Genomic DNA, 15,998 nt, shown 5'->3' on the forward strand with positions numbered 1-15,998 from the left:
ATGGTCGTCTACCAGTGCTTCAACCGGGTTGCGTGTCGAGCCTGAACGGTCAGGCGCCCCGGTTGGAGAGCTTTGCTCAAGTCCACGCGACGATGCAAGAGAGGCTTGAACGGGTCCAGCACGCTGGCCCGTGGGGTCTGCCAGCGTCCGTCGACCAGTTCCCTGCCAGGTCGCCACGCGGGCGTAGCGCTGAACGGTGTGCCGTCCCAGCCCAGACGAGGCGCGATGGCTCGGATCGCCCGATGTTAGGCACCTCGGAGAGAGTTGCACCAACTTCGCCGAACTGGTCCAGGAAGTATGCGTGCTGGGCTACACCGGCAACTACTCCAGGGTTCGAGGCCACCTGGCCGAGCATCGTCCCCACAAGGCGCCGCTGGTCCCACCTCTGGCTGTTAAGCCATAGGTTGTTGTGGGGGTTGTCGGTGGGTTCTGTCTTAGCGGAGGAGTTCGCGTCGGTGCATTGCCCATTTTACGGCTGCGTCGACTACGGCTCGGGCCCATGGGTGGGTGGGTGTCCAGAATGCTTCGAGCCAGGTGGTGGCCACCAATCTCGCGTAGTAGCCGAGAACGGCCGGGTCGGCGTTCTTCCAGGTATCCAGTTCGGCCATTAGGGCTTCGGCTTCGTGAGGAGTGTGGCCGCAGGCGATGAGGTTGACCACCAGGTCGGCAGGGTTGACCAGGGGGGCGCCGCGGGAGGTCATTCCCCAGTCGACCAGCCGGGCTCCGGTGCCGGTGATCAGGACGTTTCCGGGGTTGAGGTCGGTGTGCAGGAGGGCGGTCCCGGCGATCTGGGTGAGGTGCTGGGGGACGGTGGCGTAGTCGGACCAGCGGCCTTCAAACCACATCACGTCCACGGTGGCGGGTAGCCGCAGGTTCTCCAGCGTCGCGAGGGCTTCGAGGATGGTGTTCAGGTCACGGGAGCCGGGGGTGTAGTCGGCGCGTCGTCCTTGCACATGTTCGAAGCCGAGGAGCCTCCACCCGCTGGCCGTGAGGTCGCACAGCAGTTCCGGCGTGACGGAGCGGACGTGGGGGTTGACGGCGGCTTCTCGGTCGAGTTGGGCGGTGGCGCGTTCGTTGGCGATGGGTGCGCCTTTGAGGAACACCGGCCCGTCCTTCAGATGGGCGACGGTGGCGAGTGCGGAGCGTCTGCCTTCGCTGATCGGCTCGACCTTGATGATCGGCCCGAATTGGTCTTGAACGGCGCTGCGTAGGTCGGATGGCAGGCTCTGCCACTCGATGCGATCCATGAGGGCAGAGCCTGCCACGCGATCAGGCACTTTGCGGCCCGAACGCCTCTGCCGAGGGCGGTGGTGCACCGGTGCCATTGCACCGCGCGTGGCGGGCCTCATCGCTGACCTTGACGACGCACGGGTTGGGCGGGCAGCACGGGTACGCGGCGCCGGTCCAGTGTTCGAGTTCGACCCGGTAGCCGGTGGCGTACAACGCGGGCAGTGTCCGGGCGATCTCCTCCTCGCCCATGCTCACCCCAGGGGCGGGCGGGATGTGGTGCAGGTAGTAGCCGAGGTTCTCCTCGCAGAACCGCATGTAGTCCTGGGAGTGAAGGAGGAAGGCGTGCCAGCCGGGATCGACGCTCTCGGACATGGCGAGCCGGACGCCGGGGTTCTCGGCGACGGCGCGCAGCCACACCAACGCCTGCCCGACCACTCCTTCGGCGTAGGTACGGGTGACGTTCAAGTCCTTGGCGACGTAGGCCGACAGAGTGGCGAACAGGTCGGCCTCGACCAGATCGCGAGGGTCGTGGGCGGTCGTCTGGCCCGGGCGGGTGGTCGTGATGGTCATCGCATCCTCCAAGCGGGCGCGCTGAGGCGTGGCCGCGGTCCGGGGCGCGCGCCGGCTGGCCTGACGGGCACCAGCCGGGGCTGCGGTGCTGTGGGGCATCTTCAGCGTCGTCCAGGCCCGGAATGGATGGCCAGGAACTTGCTTCAGCTTGCTCGCACTGTCTGGATTGCCGCATTGATGAGATCGCGGGCAGCGGCGCCGTACACGGCGGATGACGCCAGGTACTCGAACTCCTGGAGGTACACCGCGATCTCGCGCGGCTGGATGATCGCCAACTCGGCGGCGGCGGTGTCGACCAGTACCAGGCGCTCGTCGAAGACCCAGAATCCGTGGTTGGGTGCGCGCCGGTGCCGCGCCCGGGTCGGGATGATGCCCAGGCTCAGGCGGGGCAGGATCGACAGCGTGAGCAACCGCTCCAGCTGTTCGACCAGGACGTCATCGTCGGCCAGGCCGATCGTCAGGGCGACCTCGCACATGACCATGTGGAAGCGCCGGTCACGGTCCCCGCGGCGCAGGATCTCCTGTCGCTCCATCCGGGCATTCACTGCGTCGGTGACGTCCCCGCCGGTGCCGTGGAAGGCGATGTTGTCGCGGAACCGCTGCTCGGCGTACTCCCGCGTTTGCAGCAGACCGGGGATGACGATCGGTTCGAACACCCGGAACAGGCGCGTCTCGGCCTCCTGCGCCGCGATGGTCTGCTGCCGGCGGTGGGCACCGGCGCGCCATTCGCGCCGCCACTCCATGTAGGCGCTGGAGATGTTCCGGACGGTCGCGATCAGATCCGGGACGTGCTCTTCGGCGCCGACGAGACGGCACCAAGTGCGTATGTCGTCCTCGCTCGGAGTCTGCTTGCCGTGCTCGATCTTGGAGACTTTGCTTTCATGCCAGCCCGCAAGCGTGGCCAGCCGGCGCTGCGGGAGCCGTCCGTCCTGGCGTAGTTCGCGTAGCCGCAGCCCTAGAGCCTCGCGCGCCTGCTGACGGGGCGTGGACATGACCGATCGCTACAGGCTCCGCATGAACTCGTCGCGGCTGAGCGAGGCGTCCCACGCGATCCGCCGCCACGCCTGGTGCTGCTCAACGGTCTCGGGTTCGTCAATCAGCTCGGCGCCGATAAAGGCGTCGTCGGCATCGAAGTGCAGGACGGCTACACGCTCGTCGTCGAACAGCCACGAGTCCACGGGCGGCCGCACTGGGAGGTCCAGCCGGGCGGCACGGTCGCGGTCGAGGTAGCGGATCTCCTCACCGGCCGCGAGGTTGCCTTGAGCCGACCACAACGCGTATCGGGAGTAGTCGCCGAGCGGCACGGTAACCACCCGCACGCGAGAGAACGGGCGGCCCTGCTCGGCGGCTTGCCGGGTCATGTCGTACCAGGGGCCCGAGCTGACCGACTCGTCCAGTTCCCGGTGACCGCCCAAGAACGCTTCGAAGGAAGGGTGCTCATTGGGCACGTTGTAGCGATCGCGTGTCTCCAACCGGAAGGCGCAGCGCCGGACGGTGTGGAACAGCTCTCCGAGTTGGTCGCCGGTCAGCAACTCGGCCACCGATCACCCTCCCTGATGGTGCTCCTGGTAGTGCTCGATCAGATGCCGCACCAGGCTCGGGTCGATCTCCACGAGCGTCTCGTCCCCGGCCAGATCGCGGACATCGCCGAGCGCCGTGGTGTCGGTGACGACCTTGCCCTGCACCACATAGGTACCGCGGTCAGTGGCGTACATAGCCGGACAGGTGCCCTGATTCGAGTCCGTACCGAGGAACCGTAGCCGCATGGTCTCCCCTTCGCCCAGACGCTTGCTAGTACTTGCTCAAAAGCCTGTGCCACTTTGGAGGCGGCGTCAAGAGAGGGAAGAACGGGTCCGCCCGGTTGCCACGTGCGAGCAGCGCTACAGCAGGGGAGGTACCGCTTCGAGCGACAAGACCTCCAGGCGCCGCGAAGGGCGGTGCCCTCAAGAGGGCGTGGACCGCGACCCCCTGACGCCAGGCCGCACATCGGCTACGGGAGCCCGCCGCCCGCGAGGAGCACCACATCCCACGGGCGCTATACGCCGCTGGCGGCCGGACTTGATAAGGCGTACGTCCCACGTCACCGACCATCAGTCAGTACTGTCCAGGCACGTGAGCCCTATCCGGCGAGTCGCGATTATCGGCTGTGGAGGCAGTGGCAAAACGACCATCGGTCGCCGCCTCGCTGCATCGCTCGGCACCACGCTTACGCATCTGGACGCGGTGTACTACGACGACGAGTGGAACAAACTGCCGCAGGACGAGTTCGCCGCGATCCAGGAAGACCTGGCCGCCGCCGAGAGCTGGGTGATCGACGGCAACTACGCCGGCACCCTCCCGATCCGGCTACGCCGCGCAACTCATGTCGTCTTCCTCGATCTGCCCGCCGTCACCTGTCTGTGGGGCATCACCCAGCGGCGCTGGCGCTATCGCGGTGGCCAGCACAGCGACGGCGTCTACGACACCATTAACTGGGGTTTCATTAAGTACGTCTGGGGCTACCGCAAGGAAATGGCGCCGCGCGTGCGTGCACTGCTCGACGAGCACGCCGGCGACGCCGAGGTGTTCATCGTGCGGTCGCGCCGTGAGGCCAAGCGCCTCACCGCAGAGCTGGAGCGCACGACCCGCTGACCGATCGAGGGGGCGGTGACGCAGCCGGGCTCACCGGTCGGCTGCGTCGTGCCCGGATGTGTGCGCTGACCAGCGCGCCCCGGCGCCTTCCAGGTCGGCGATCAGCCGTTGATGCGACGAACTGCGCGCCGTCCTGCGACGCCGGGCATGCCCACGCGCGGCCTCGAAACGGCTCCCGCTTCGCCAAGGCTCGTTCTGCGCGCTAGGGGATCGTTGCCGCAGAGGCGGGTGATCCGAAGCCTCGCCAATGCGGGCACAGGCCGATCGAGGTTGTTCAGGTGGCAGCTGGAGGGCCGGCTTCTGGCGAGGTGGGCAGCGCGGGCAACGGCGGCAGTCTAGAGACGGTCGTGGTCTGGATGGCGATGCCTGCGCTCCGGAGCACCGTGGTGGCGTAGTCGAGCAACTGGTCGGCGCAGGTCTGGTAGAGGGTGTCGCTGAATTTTCCGAGTTCGGCGCTGATGCGTTTCCACTCGATGTCGGTCAGGTCGCGCTGCGCGAACCGCGTGAACCAGGCCCGATGGAGGAACGTGACGGCGAGACCGTAGCGGTCTGCCAGGTCGATCAAAGCGCGAGCGGGGTCACCGCCGTAGTGGTCGTCGACCAGCGTCTCTAGCGCGAATTGCAGGGTGGGCAGGTGCTCGCTGTTCAGTAGCTCGTAGACCTCGGCCGCGCGGTAGCGGCGGTGGCCGCCCATCGTCCGGATCGAGGACAGCTTTTGCAGTTTTGCCCAGCGCGTGACGGTCTTGGGGTCCACCCGGAACAAGGCGGCGACCTCGGCGGGTGTGAGCAGCTCAGGGGGAGTCATGGGATCCGTTTCTTGAGGGATGAGGGGGAGGATGCGCTGTCCCAGCGACCAGCGGAATCTGGCGATGGTTCGAGGGGCCGCGCGCCCTTGAAAAGGGGTGGATGCGGGCGCTGCTGCGCGGTGTTTAGGGGGCACAGATCATGCAGCGTCCTCCTGTGTGGTCGTGGACGGCTTGGAAGGGGGGTGCAGGGCCGTCGAGTGGGCGAATCGACGTGACCACTGGCCCTTGCTGGTGTCGAGCGCGGATTCGGCCAGGCGGTGCAGCTGGATGTCGCCGGTCCCGGCGGGCGCGTCGATGTGGAAGGCGTCTCGCACAAGGCGTTCGATGGGGCGATCGCGCCGGAGCGCGGCGGCTGCGTGAATCTTCATCGCGGCCAGGGCCGATTCCCACAGCGACTCGACGCCGTACTGCTTGGCGACCACGAGCTCGTCGTCGCAGGGCAGGCCGTGGTCGAGCATGTGGACGGCCTGATAGGCGAGGGTTCGAGACGTCATCACCCGCTGCTGGATTTGCCCTATCCGCTGCTCGATCGTGGACAGTTTGGTCAGCGGTGCGCCGCGGCGGTGGCGTTGCTTGGCGAAGGCGATGGTCTCGTCCAGCAGTGCCTGATGGATGCCGAGCGCGACTGCGGTGAGGTTCGGGCGGCCGTACAGGACGCTGGAGCTGTAGGCGACGTCGAGTCCGTCGCCTTCACCGCCGATCATGTTGGCGGTCGGGACCCGGACGTCCTCCAGGATCAGGTCGCCGAAGCTGAACCCGTGCAGGCCAAGGCACGGCTCGTACGGGACGAGCCGCAGGCCGGGCCGGTCGTGCTCGACGAGGAACGCCGTCAAGCTCCGGGAACGCTTCGCCTTGGGGCCGGTGCGGACGACGATGCCGTGGACATGCCCGATGTGGGAGTTACCGACGTAGACCTTGCGGCCGTTGAGCACCCACTCGTCGCCTTCTCGGTGCGCGGTGGCCTCCATGTCCAGGACGTTTCCGCCCGATCCCGGTTCCGTCACCGCGATCGTCGGCAGGCATTCGCCGGTGGCGATCGGAGGCAGCCATCGCCGTTTCTGCTCCTCGGTGCCGAAGTGGAGCATTTTGGCCGTTCCAAGTTGGGACGCCTGGACCATGGCGCCCATCGCGCCCGAGACCCGGGCAAGCTCCTCGATCACGATGGTCTTGGCGAGGTGGCCGGCGCCCATGCCGCCGTACTCGCGGGGGATGGTCACCCCGATCCATCCCTGCCGGGCGATCGAGGTTGAGGTCTCGACGTCGACGGCTTGAGAGGACTCCATACGGGCCACGCGCGGCGCGATCTCGCTCGCTGCGTAGGCCCGGACCGTTTCGCGTAGATGCTGGTGATCTTCGGTCTCGAACACGGACACATCCCCTTCCACTTCGTGGGACCCTGCCGGCGCGTCAGTCCGGCATCGTCATCGGCTGCGGTCGGGCCAGCCGCCTGTTCAGCCGCCCTGGGAGCCGGTGCTGTGGCGGCCGCCGCTCGCGCTGGCGCGCTGGCCGAGCAGCTCAACGAGTGCGTTCCGGTGCCGTTTGATGAGCGCGAGGCACGTTTGGCGGGTTTCCTTGGGAAGGGGACTGGTGCCCACCACGCAGACACTGCCCAGCACCGTCCCGGCCTGTTCATGAACGAGTGGCGCACCGGCGTAGGTGCGCACTCCGAGCTTGTCGACCACAGGGTTCGAGGCGAACTGGGGCTTCGCGCACACGTCAGCCAAGACGAGTGCCTTGGTGCGGTCGAGCATTTCGGGGCAGAACCCGTGATCGGGCGCCATGGTCCGGGCGACCGGCTTGGCGCCTGGTGGGTTGTGCAGGCCGACGAAGGTCTGCGCCTCGGGCAGGAACAGGTTCACCATTGCGTACAGGCCCTGGCCGACGCTGCCCAACTCGGCGGCGAACGTGCCGGACACGTGAGCGGCGAACCGGTCGAACTCGGCGTCTGGGGTGCCGTCCAAGCCGACTTCGGCCAGCAGCCTCAGGCGCTCCTGGGCTGTGTCATGCCAGGTTGGGATATCCAGACCGGAGTCGGTGTCATACCGCATGTGGTTGCTCCACTGGGGCGGACGGGCGGGGCTGCTCGTACTCGTAGGTGAGCGCGTGGTCGACCAGGGTGAGCAGCACGGTGATGACCGAACTGGGGACGCGGGCGTCGCAGCGCACGACCGGTACGCGGTCGGGCACTTCGAGAGCGGCGCGAACTTCGGCAGGGGAGTAGCGATAAGGGGCGTCGTCGAACTCATTGATCGCCACGACGAACGGCATCCCGGTCTGCTCGAAGTAGCCGACCGCGGCGAAGCCGTCGGCCAGGCGGCGGGTGTCGATCAGCACCATGGCGCCGACCGCGCCGACGACCAGGTCGTCCCAGGTGAACCAGAAGCGGTCCTGGCCTGGCGTGCCGAACAGGTACAGCACCATCTGCTGGTCGCGGAAGGTGAGGCGGCCGAAGTCCAGGGCTACGGTGGTGGTGGCCTTGCGCTCTACTCCCGCGAGGGAGTCGATCCCGTCGCTGACCTCCGTCAGATACTCCTCGGTGGTCAGTGGCTCGATCTCGCTGGCTGCACCGATCAGCGTGGTCTTGCCGGCCCCGAACCCGCCGCTAACGATGATCTTCACGGTGGTGGGCCCGTGCCCTTCGGTGCGCATGTCAGGCGACATCGGACAGCCTTGTCTCCAGGCCCGACCGCAGCGCCTCCAGCAGCTGCAGATGGTCGGACGCCTCAGGGCCAGGCAGCGCCATGACCAATGCACCGGAGTCGATCAGGTCCGACAGAACGATCTTGGTGGCCTGGATGGGGAGACCGATCCGGGCGGCGATCTCGGCGACCGAGCATGGCCCGGCACGGCACAACTCGACGGCTTGGTCGGCCTCGGGTGCTATTCCTTTGGCGCTGGCGGGGTCTGCGACCTCCAACAGGGTCACGAGCCGCATTGAATGCTGCGGGCGGGTCCGGCCGCCCGTAATCGCATAAAGGCTCAGCTCTTCGGCCTCGTAGGTGACCCATGCCTGATCCCCGCCGGACGACCGTGCCGGGTCCCCTGCCGAGCGGGCCGGTGGTTGCCGCGGGCCCCAGCCCGCCGAGGCGGCCATGTCATCGGCCGCCATCAGGGCGCTCGCCGTTGCGGGTTGCCGTGACCAGGTGGTCGGCCACGCTCTTGACCAGCAGGCTCATCTCGAAGCCCACCGTGTTGGGGTCGGCGCCGGGGGAGGCCAGGACTCCCAGGACGCTGCCGACCAGGCCGGTCCGGTCGCCGGTCTGTTCCGCCACCGCATGGTCGGCGCTCATCACGAACACCAGAACGCCGTCGTCTTCCACGATGGCCTGCCGGAACCCGCCATACTCCGACCCGCTGATGGAGCCGGCAGACCGGGCCAATGAGTGCAGGCTGGCCATCCACGCTGCCGCCCTGTCCGCCTGATCGATCTGCAGACCTGAGACCGCCATCTTCAGGCCGTCCCGCGACACCAGGAGAGCGCCGCTGACTCCGGTCACGCGCTCGACGAACTTTGTCAATAGCCAGCTCAACCCGTCGTCGACCCGGACCGAAGTGGCCGGAGCCGGGGACTTGTGCATGGTCATGTATGTCTCTCCGTACGTTCGAGAAGGCCGGGATCTGAGGCTGGTGGGGGTCAGCCGCTCTCCGGCTCGTTGGTGTGCGGGACGGTCGGCTGTCGGTCGCCCTTCCCGTCCCTGACACCGGCGGTGAAGGCTCCCATCAGTCCCGGCGTCGGCGGTCGGCCTGGACCCGATACCGGACCCGCCGACTGGTACGCCGGGGGCTGTGCTGCAGGTGGGGCGTGGTTACGCCGAGGGAGAGCCGGCTTGTCGCCGATCGCTGGAGGAGATGGCCGGGCAGCCACAGGGGATGCGGGCTCAGCGGCGACGCGGTGGCGCCGCGGCAACTCGGGACGGTGCGGCTCGAACGGCGCTTCCGCCGTTCGAGCCGTCGGGGCCGAGGCCGCCAGCAGACTGCGCGGCAGGACGACCAGGGCCCGTGTTCCGGAAGCGTCCGAGTGCAACTCGATCCGGAGGCCGTGCCGAGCGGCCAGCCGGGCGGCGACCAGCAGACCGATCTGCCCTTGCCTGACCTGCTCCCGCGGGCTGACCTGGTGCGGGACGTCCAGTATCCGCCGCAGGCCCGCCAACTTCTCCGGCGTCAGCGGCAAACCCTTGTCGCAGACCTCGATGCTCAGTCCGGCGGATGTACGTGCCGTGGCCAGTTGCACCATCGTCTTCGGATCGGAGAACTTGGTCGCGTTCTCGACCAACTCCGCAAGGACATGGATGACGTCCGGGCCCGCGTACCCCGGAATCTCCACCTCGTCGTCAGGGAGCGTCAGGCGAACCCGGGTGAAGTCCTCGACCTCGGCCATCGCCTGGCGCAGCACCGTGGAGATCGGCATCGGAGACTTGGCCCGGCGTGCGGTGTGCCCACCGAGCACTGCCAGCTTCTCTGCCGCGCGACGCAGCTGGGTGGCCAGATGCTCGATCCGGTACAGAGCATCAAGAAGATCAGGGTCTTCCTGCTCCCGCTCGGTGGCCTTGAGGCATTCCAGCATCCGGCTCACCAAGGAGTGCACACGATGCCCGACGTAAACCAGCACTTCCCGGTCGGGCTCCTCACCGTCTCCCTGCTCAACGGCGGAGATGTCCTGAGCCTCGGCGGTCACCAGGGCCGCCAGCAGTTGCTCCAACCGTCCGGTGAGGACGTTCAGCCGCGCTTCGGCCCGGTCGAGATAGTCGGCCGACTCACCGATTCTCGGCTGAGTAGCCACCCATGAACCCGCCACATGGCCGCGTAGCCACGCGATCTCGTTATCGGCGTGCTGCTGGCGGGAGGTCATCTGCTGCAGCGCCTCCGCGGAATCGACGGCCTGGCGCCGCAGCCACGCCACCTCGCTGCCCTGGCCGCGTTGGACTCGCATGGCCGCCTCGTGCTGGCGTTCCAGAGCCAACATCACCAGCATTGCCGCCCCGGCTAGCCCCACGGCCACGAAGGTCAGCGCGAGGCCCTTGCCGCCCGCACTGCCGTTGAGGGCGTACACCACAACGACGTACACCACCATGCAGGCGGGCAGGACCAGCCCGAGCAGCCACAGCCACCGGCCCGGATCCGGGGGCGAGGCGTGTGCCGGCGCGGACGAACCCGGAGTCGAGTTCGACGCAGTCACCGCGTCCCCCGCCTTGGCCGCGCTCCCGGGACACTGCCGACGCCGCACCACAGATCGACCGGCCCCGACCTGGGCCAGGGCGACGCCTCCGGCCGCCAACGCGGAGCCGAAACCACACCGGGTTCGATCAGGTCCAACCCCGCGAACCAGGCCCGCACATCGGCCGGAACGCGGGCGTGCGGTGAGCCGGATATCCGAACGCCCCGTGCCGCGCCGAGGGCAGCCAGCCCACATGCGGTCGCCCCCGTCAGATGGCAGATCGCAATGCAACTCCCCCTCGGCAGCGCCGCGTGCAGGACATCCAGACCACGCGCTGCCGCGGCGTCGTCGAGACCATCCAGGCTGTTGACCAGCAACACCCCGACCGGCTCGGCCAGATCCAACGTCTGCGCCACGCCCTCCATCAGCGCGTCGGGATCCTCAAGCCCTGCCTCGACGTGCTTGGACCCGTCCCACCAGGCGGAGTTCAGCCGTGCACGCGCGTGCGACATGACTAAAGCGTCGGAGTCGGCGTACAGCACGCGAACGGTCGGATCGACCTGCTGCGCCACGTCGTGGACCTCGTCGCGCAGCGGCAGATCGGTACCGACGACCAGGAGTTGGCCGATCCCGTGCTCGCCGACCAAGGTCCGCACCACGCGGGCGCGGAACCGCAGCCGGGAGTACGCCATGTCCACGATCCGCGGGTAGATGGCCTCGACGTGTTGGCCGAAGGATTGGTCGGCGAGGAAGTTGTCCTTGCCGCCGGCCCAGAAGTTCCACAGGCGCGCCATGGACGGCATCGCGGTACCGATGTTGCCGAGGTCACGTGTGGCCGCCGCCCAGTCGAACTCCGGGGCGGTCGGGAGATACGGGTTCGAGCTGGAGTTGGCGCCGCCCTCGGTCATGCCGCACTCCTGACCTCGGTGTGGACCCCGACGATGCCGACGTTCCTGTCGAGCATCTGCCCGATGCCGTGGGTCTTGGCCGCCCAGGCGGCCGCTCGTCCGGCGAACAGGAAGCTCTCTCGCGCGACGTCCCTGGCGTCGGGGGCGGACCGGAGCACACCTTCGGCGGCGATGCGATCCACCTCGAACCACGATTTGCCGCCGAGGTAGTAGTTGTACATCCGGGCCGTGCTCGGCCTGTCGAACGACAGGCATGCACCCGCATTCATGAGGTCACCGTGCCGGTGAGCACGGCGAGTTCCACGCGAAGCTGTTCCTCTGTCTCGGCCACCACTGTGTCCACCTCGTTCATGCGGCCCGGTGGTAGCGGCCCGCACAACGCCCACCAGCGACCCCGATCCGATCGCAGGAACCTCCACCCGGGAAAGTCGCGCTTCAACGCGGCTTTGACGTCCGCGGGGGATGACATATTGGTGGAAGCCATGACGGAACCTCTGAACAGAAATGAGATCGGGGGAAGGAAGGGGGGAATGGCGTGCCCTGAAGCCGTGCTGTAACGAACACCAAGGCGAAGAAGGCGGCTTCGCGGCGCGATGAAACTGCTCCGCCGTTCGCCTCTGATGAACCGCCATCCAAGCTCACCTCCCGAGAAGGCAAGCGAATCGAACGCGAGTGAGGAGACGAAAGGCGTGAACGAGGGGTGGGTGCGTGTAAGGGGGGCGTGCGTCTCCGGCCAAGACTCGGCCACTGGAACTGGCCGGTGGCAGACTGTCGGCCACCAGCCGAGATGAGGGGCGGCGATGCTGAAAGAGAAGCAGCCCAACCATCAACTCGCCCGGCTGATCACGGAGGCCGGCTTTTCGAACAAGGGCTTGGCGGATCGCATCGTCCGACTTGGCCGGCTACGCGGTGCCCCGGATCTGCGCTACAACCACAGCTCCATCGCCAGGTGGCTGCGTGGCGAGCAGCCGCGGCATCCGGTTCCGGAGATCATCGCCGAGGTCTTCACGATTGAACTGGGGCGGCGGGTATCGGTCCCCGAGCTCGGAATGAAGCCGCACACGCTTTCCAGAGGCGTCGGGCTGGAATTGCCGACGAACCAGGCCGGGATCGCGCGCACGGCCAGCATCTTGTGGAAGGCCGATCTCGATCAGCAACGGCTCCTGGTCGATGCAGAGGTCGATTCGTCAGCCTTCGCCACCACAGCCCTGCGCTGGCTCATCGGCCCATGGGACCCGGCACCGGCTCCCACCAGCGGACGCCGTATCGGCGCGAGTGAGGTCGAGGAGATCAGGCAGGTCACTCACGCTTTCCGCATCCTCGACAACCGGCTCGGCGGTGGCCACGTCCGGGGACCCGTGATCGAGTATTTGCACACCCACGTCGGGCCGCTATTGCGGGATGGACGCTCGACCGAGGAGATCAGGCGCCGCTTGTTCGCGGCGGCGGCGGACCTGACCAAGCTGGCCGCCTGGCTCTACCACGATCTGGACAAGCAGGGACTCGCGCAGCGGTACTTCATCCAGGCCCTCGCGATGGCCAAGTTCGCTGGTGACGATGGTCTGAGCGGCGAAGTCCTGGCCGCGATGAGCCAGCAGGCTCACTACGTCGCCCAGCCGGCTCACGCCGTCGACCTGGCACGGGCGGCGCAAACAGCAGCTCACCGCGCGGGACTGCCCCTACTGATGACCGAATGTCTGGTGATGGAGGCGCACGGATACGCCGCTCAGCGTGAACCCCGCGCGTGCGCGCTCGCGCTGACCCGCGCCAACCGCGCCTATGAGCGCGCGACGAGCCCGGACTTGCCCGACTGGCTGACCTACTTCGACGAGGCGTACTTCGCCGCCAAGATCGCGCATTGCTTCCGTGACCTGGGACGGGCCTCGGAGACAGAGCAGTATGCCCTCCGGTCACTGAACATGGACCCGGCCTATCGCAGGGGAAAGACGTTCAACATCGCGGTACTGGCGATGGCGCTGGCCAAACAAGGCCGCATCGACGAAGCCTGCGAGCAGGGCCGCACGGCGATCGACATGGCCGCGGGCCTGACCTCGGCACGGGTCTACCGCTACATACGCGACCTGGCCCGCGCGTTCCATCCCTACGAGTCCGAGCGGGACGTCCGCGAACTCATGGACTACGCGGAGGAGCGCCTGCCCGCGCTGCGAGTGCGTGGAGAACGGCCATGACCGTCGCGGCGCCGATGATCTCGCCACGTTGTATTCGCTGGTGGGCCTCGTCCAGCGGCATCCACCGCACGGCTTCGGCCTCATCGACGTGCGGTTCACCGACGAGATCGGCGCCGCGCGCCAGGTACAGGTCCTGGGGAGCGTCCGCGGAACCGACCATTGGCTGGAACGAGAACAGGAATTGCAGGTTCTTCGGCCGCCACCCGGTCTCCTCCTCCGCCTCTCGTGCGGCGGCGGCGGCCGGATCCTCGCCAGGGTCGGCGTACCCGCCAGGGACCTCCCAGTCCCACTGGTCGACGATGAAGCGGTGCCGCCAGATCAGCAGGATGTTCTCGCCGGCCTCGTCCAGGACCGCCGTCATGACGCATCGCGGCACCCGGAAGACGTACTGGTCGAACACGACGCCGTTGGGCAGCTCGATGTTGGCGATCGAGATCCGGATATGGCGGTTCTCGTCCACGACGCGCTCGTCGTGGACAACCCATTTGGTGCGTTCGGTGGGGGTCTCGGGTGTCACCGACATGACGGTAGCAACCTGCCCTGTCCAACCAGAGGGACGGGAGACCGCTCGCTTCACCGTGCGCGCCCTCACTCCGACGTGCGTGCCCGCGTGCGGGCATTGTGCCCCCTCGCATGCCCTCCCTCTAAGGCTGATCAAACGCTGAGATGAAGGCAGTACAGGCGATCCGCCAGAAACCCAGGTCACACCAGGGGGTGCCGTGTGAGTGCGCATCTTGTCGATACGGGAGTTCGGTCGCCAGCCCACCGCAACGGTTTAGATCAGATCCTTTCTAACCCGGACCTCGCGGGCTGGCAGGACGAGGAGGCTCGCCGCTTGTTCTTCGCCGAGCACGACGTGCACAAGGACGTCCCGCTGCTGACCGAGCGCCGCCCGAGCATGACGCTGGAGGACGCCTACCAGGTTCAGTGGCGCGGGGCAGCGTTGCGCATCGAGCGCGGCGCCCGGTTCCTGGGGCACAAGGTCGGCCTGACCTCCGAGGCGATGCAGCATCAGGTGGGCATCGGCGAGCCCGACTCGGGGATCCTGCTGGACACCATGGCCGTGGCCAACGGCGGGACGCTCCTGGCTCGGAAGCTGCGGACGCCACGCGTAGAGGCTGAGATCGCGTTCCTGCTCGGCGACGATCTCGTCGGGCCAGGCATATCCGATGGCGACGCCAGGGAGGCGGTGTCCGGGGTGTGCGTCTCGCTGGAGGTGATCGACAGCCGCTTCGACCTGGCGGGAATCACGCTGGCTGACAGCGTGGCCGACAACGCGGGGTGTGCGCGGTTCGTCCTCGGTGACGTCGTAGCCGTTGAGGGGCTGAACCTGCCGGACGAGGATGTGGCGATCCGTGTGGCCGGGCAGACGGTCGGCCACGGACGCGGCAGGGAAGTCCTTGGAGATCCGATCCGGTCGGTCGTCTGGCTGGCGGAGCGTCTCGCAGGCTTTGGTGCTGGGTTAGCAGCGGGAGACATCGTGCTGACCGGCGCGGTACACGGCAGCATTCCGTTGCCACGCGGCGAAAGTGTGTCGGCTTCCTCTCCGCACCTGGGGTCGGTGGTGCTGCATGTCTCCTGAAGTGGCGCACACCACGGGCTCGCAGGCGCATCAACGTCCTGCCCGGCTGAAGGCTGCTGTGATCGGCGCCGGGATGCTCGGAATCGACCTGGCACACCGCATCTCTGCCTCCTCGTCGCTGACTTGCTCACTGGTGGTCGGCGGCCGCAACAGCGTCACGGGCCTGCGAGTGGCAGCCGAGATGGGCTGCGCCACTTCGACCTCCGGAATGGACGCGGTGGCCGACGCCGATGTCGACGTCGTCTTCGACGCCTCAAACGCTTCGGCCCACCCGTCGCACTGGGCGGACCTCGCCTCCACCGGCGTCCTGCTCCTGGATCTGACGCCCAGCAGTGGTGGAACCATGGTCGCGCCTACGGTGAACGGGCACCTGGCCGAGTCGGGCCGCCATCTCAGTTTGGTCAGCTGTGGAGGCCAAGCCGTCCTGCCGGTGCTCGACGTTGTTGCCCGCCACTGTGGTCCGAAGGCGCTTCAGTACATCGAGGTCGTCACCACCGCGGCGTCGGCGAGCGTAGGACGCGCGTCCCGGCTCAATCTGGACGAGTACATCGCCATCACCCAGTACGCGGTGCAGAAACTCACTCGAGACAGCCTCGCCATGGGCGGTGCCGTCAAAGTTCTGGCGAACCTCAGCCCAGCCCTGCCGGCGCCGGCGTTCCGCGCCGAGGTCGCGGTAGTCGTCTCCGGAGTCGATCTGGATGCTCTACGAGCGGACTTGGAAGCCGCGACCGTCGCTGTCCGCGCCTTCGCCAGAGGGTATGAAGTCGTCTCGTGCCGCGTGGACGGCGACATGGTGAGGGTGACCGTGGCCGTCGCAGCTGAAGGCGGCCAGTGGCTTCCCGCATACGCAGGAAATGTGGAGATCATCAATGCTGCCGCGGTGCTGATGGCGGAGCGCCACGCCGCCGCGAGGAAGACGTGAGCGCC

At 67.6% G+C, this 15,998-nt stretch carries 18 protein-coding genes and 1 pseudogene; 4 read left to right on the plus strand and 15 right to left on the minus strand.

The window, feature by feature from the left end; translation table 11 throughout:
* Positions 1-434: 434 nt before the first annotated feature.
* The 5 genes from IEZ03_RS14370 to IEZ03_RS14390 all read right to left on the minus strand — a co-directional run bounded on the left by IEZ03_RS14370 (position 435) and on the right by IEZ03_RS14390 (position 3,515).
* Positions 435-1,247 carry a phosphotransferase gene (locus tag IEZ03_RS14370; RefSeq protein ID WP_184878791.1) on the minus strand — a complete coding sequence of 271 codons (813 nt, stop codon included), beginning with the start codon at positions 1,245-1,247 and terminating at the stop codon, positions 435-437.
* 22 nt (positions 1,248-1,269) lie between these two features.
* The gene (locus tag IEZ03_RS14375; RefSeq protein WP_184878793.1) at positions 1,270-1,800 is read right to left on the minus strand and encodes a UCP032817 domain-containing protein; all 531 of its coding nucleotides are present in this window, start codon (positions 1,798-1,800) and stop codon (positions 1,270-1,272) included.
* Between the two features lie 143 nt (positions 1,801-1,943).
* Complete coding sequence (locus IEZ03_RS14380) at positions 1,944-2,792, minus strand: helix-turn-helix domain-containing protein (RefSeq protein WP_184878796.1); 849 nt, start codon at positions 2,790-2,792, stop codon at positions 1,944-1,946.
* Between the two features lie 9 nt (positions 2,793-2,801).
* Positions 2,802-3,341, minus strand: a complete 540-nt coding sequence (locus tag IEZ03_RS14385; protein ID WP_221480499.1) for a DUF6879 family protein — start codon at positions 3,339-3,341, stop codon at positions 2,802-2,804.
* 3 nt (positions 3,342-3,344) lie between these two features.
* The gene (locus IEZ03_RS14390; protein WP_308427970.1) at positions 3,345-3,515 is read right to left on the minus strand and encodes a hypothetical protein; all 171 of its coding nucleotides are present in this window, start codon (positions 3,513-3,515) and stop codon (positions 3,345-3,347) included.
* 397 nt (positions 3,516-3,912) lie between these two features.
* Between IEZ03_RS14390 and IEZ03_RS14395 the strand changes: the two genes are divergently transcribed.
* Positions 3,913-4,431, plus strand: a complete 519-nt coding sequence (locus IEZ03_RS14395; RefSeq protein ID WP_229808279.1) for a P-loop NTPase family protein — start codon at positions 3,913-3,915, stop codon at positions 4,429-4,431.
* Between the two features lie 637 nt (positions 4,432-5,068).
* Here IEZ03_RS14395 and IEZ03_RS14400 read toward each other — a convergent pair.
* From IEZ03_RS14400 to IEZ03_RS14440, 9 genes and pseudogenes are all read right to left on the minus strand, one after another.
* Positions 5,069-5,236: pseudogene (locus IEZ03_RS14400) on the minus strand (BldC family transcriptional regulator); the annotation flags it as partial.
* A 138-nt stretch (positions 5,237-5,374) separates the two neighbouring features.
* Positions 5,375-6,604, minus strand: coding sequence for an acyl-CoA dehydrogenase family protein (locus IEZ03_RS14405; RefSeq protein WP_229808280.1), 1,230 nt, complete (start codon positions 6,602-6,604; stop codon positions 5,375-5,377).
* An 84-nt stretch (positions 6,605-6,688) separates the two neighbouring features.
* Entirely contained in the window at positions 6,689-7,285 is a 597-nt protein-coding gene (locus IEZ03_RS14410) for a GAF domain-containing protein (RefSeq protein ID WP_184878802.1), read from the minus strand.
* Positions 7,275-7,898: a GTP-binding protein gene (locus tag IEZ03_RS14415; protein WP_221480500.1), complete on the minus strand. Its 624-nt coding sequence runs from the start codon at positions 7,896-7,898 to the stop codon at positions 7,275-7,277. The genes IEZ03_RS14410 and IEZ03_RS14415 overlap by 11 nt, the downstream gene beginning before the upstream one ends.
* Positions 7,888-8,346, minus strand: coding sequence for a DUF742 domain-containing protein (locus IEZ03_RS14420; RefSeq protein WP_184878806.1), 459 nt, complete (start codon positions 8,344-8,346; stop codon positions 7,888-7,890). Before IEZ03_RS14420 ends, IEZ03_RS14415 begins: the two co-directional genes overlap by 11 nt.
* Entirely contained in the window at positions 8,333-8,821 is a 489-nt protein-coding gene (locus IEZ03_RS14425) for a roadblock/LC7 domain-containing protein (RefSeq protein WP_221480501.1), read from the minus strand. Before IEZ03_RS14425 ends, IEZ03_RS14420 begins: the two co-directional genes overlap by 14 nt.
* A gap of 50 nt (positions 8,822-8,871) precedes the next feature.
* On the minus strand, positions 8,872-10,413 hold the full coding sequence (locus IEZ03_RS14430; protein ID WP_184878808.1) for a sensor histidine kinase: 1,542 nt from the start codon (positions 10,411-10,413) through the stop codon (positions 8,872-8,874).
* On the minus strand, positions 10,410-11,300 hold the full coding sequence (locus IEZ03_RS14435) for an SAM-dependent methyltransferase (protein ID WP_184878810.1): 891 nt from the start codon (positions 11,298-11,300) through the stop codon (positions 10,410-10,412). The genes IEZ03_RS14430 and IEZ03_RS14435 overlap by 4 nt, the downstream gene beginning before the upstream one ends.
* Complete coding sequence (locus IEZ03_RS14440; protein WP_184878812.1) at positions 11,297-11,569, minus strand: SAM-dependent methyltransferase; 273 nt, start codon at positions 11,567-11,569, stop codon at positions 11,297-11,299. The genes IEZ03_RS14435 and IEZ03_RS14440 overlap by 4 nt, the downstream gene beginning before the upstream one ends.
* Before the next feature lie 531 nt (positions 11,570-12,100).
* On the opposite strand from IEZ03_RS14440, the gene IEZ03_RS14445 reads away from it, so the two are divergent.
* On the plus strand, positions 12,101-13,489 hold the full coding sequence (locus IEZ03_RS14445) for an NsdA family TPR-like regulatory protein (protein ID WP_184878814.1): 1,389 nt from the start codon (positions 12,101-12,103) through the stop codon (positions 13,487-13,489).
* Here IEZ03_RS14445 and IEZ03_RS14450 read toward each other — a convergent pair.
* A complete protein-coding gene (locus tag IEZ03_RS14450) occupies positions 13,431-14,006 on the minus strand; it encodes an NUDIX hydrolase (RefSeq protein WP_229808281.1) in 576 nt (191 codons plus the stop codon). The two genes, IEZ03_RS14445 and IEZ03_RS14450, sit on opposite strands and share 59 nt — an antisense overlap.
* Before the next feature lie 318 nt (positions 14,007-14,324).
* Between IEZ03_RS14450 and IEZ03_RS14455 the strand changes: the two genes are divergently transcribed.
* Positions 14,325-15,071 carry a 2-keto-4-pentenoate hydratase gene (locus tag IEZ03_RS14455; protein WP_221480502.1) on the plus strand — a complete coding sequence of 249 codons (747 nt, stop codon included), beginning with the start codon at positions 14,325-14,327 and terminating at the stop codon, positions 15,069-15,071.
* Complete coding sequence (locus IEZ03_RS14460; protein WP_184878818.1) at positions 15,061-15,993, plus strand: acetaldehyde dehydrogenase; 933 nt, start codon at positions 15,061-15,063, stop codon at positions 15,991-15,993. The genes IEZ03_RS14455 and IEZ03_RS14460 overlap by 11 nt, the downstream gene beginning before the upstream one ends.
* The last annotated feature ends 5 nt before the right edge of the window (positions 15,994-15,998 follow it).

It is taken from the genome of Actinomadura livida, assembly GCF_014648675.1.
GTDB lineage: Bacteria > Actinomycetota > Actinomycetes > Streptosporangiales > Streptosporangiaceae > Spirillospora > Spirillospora livida.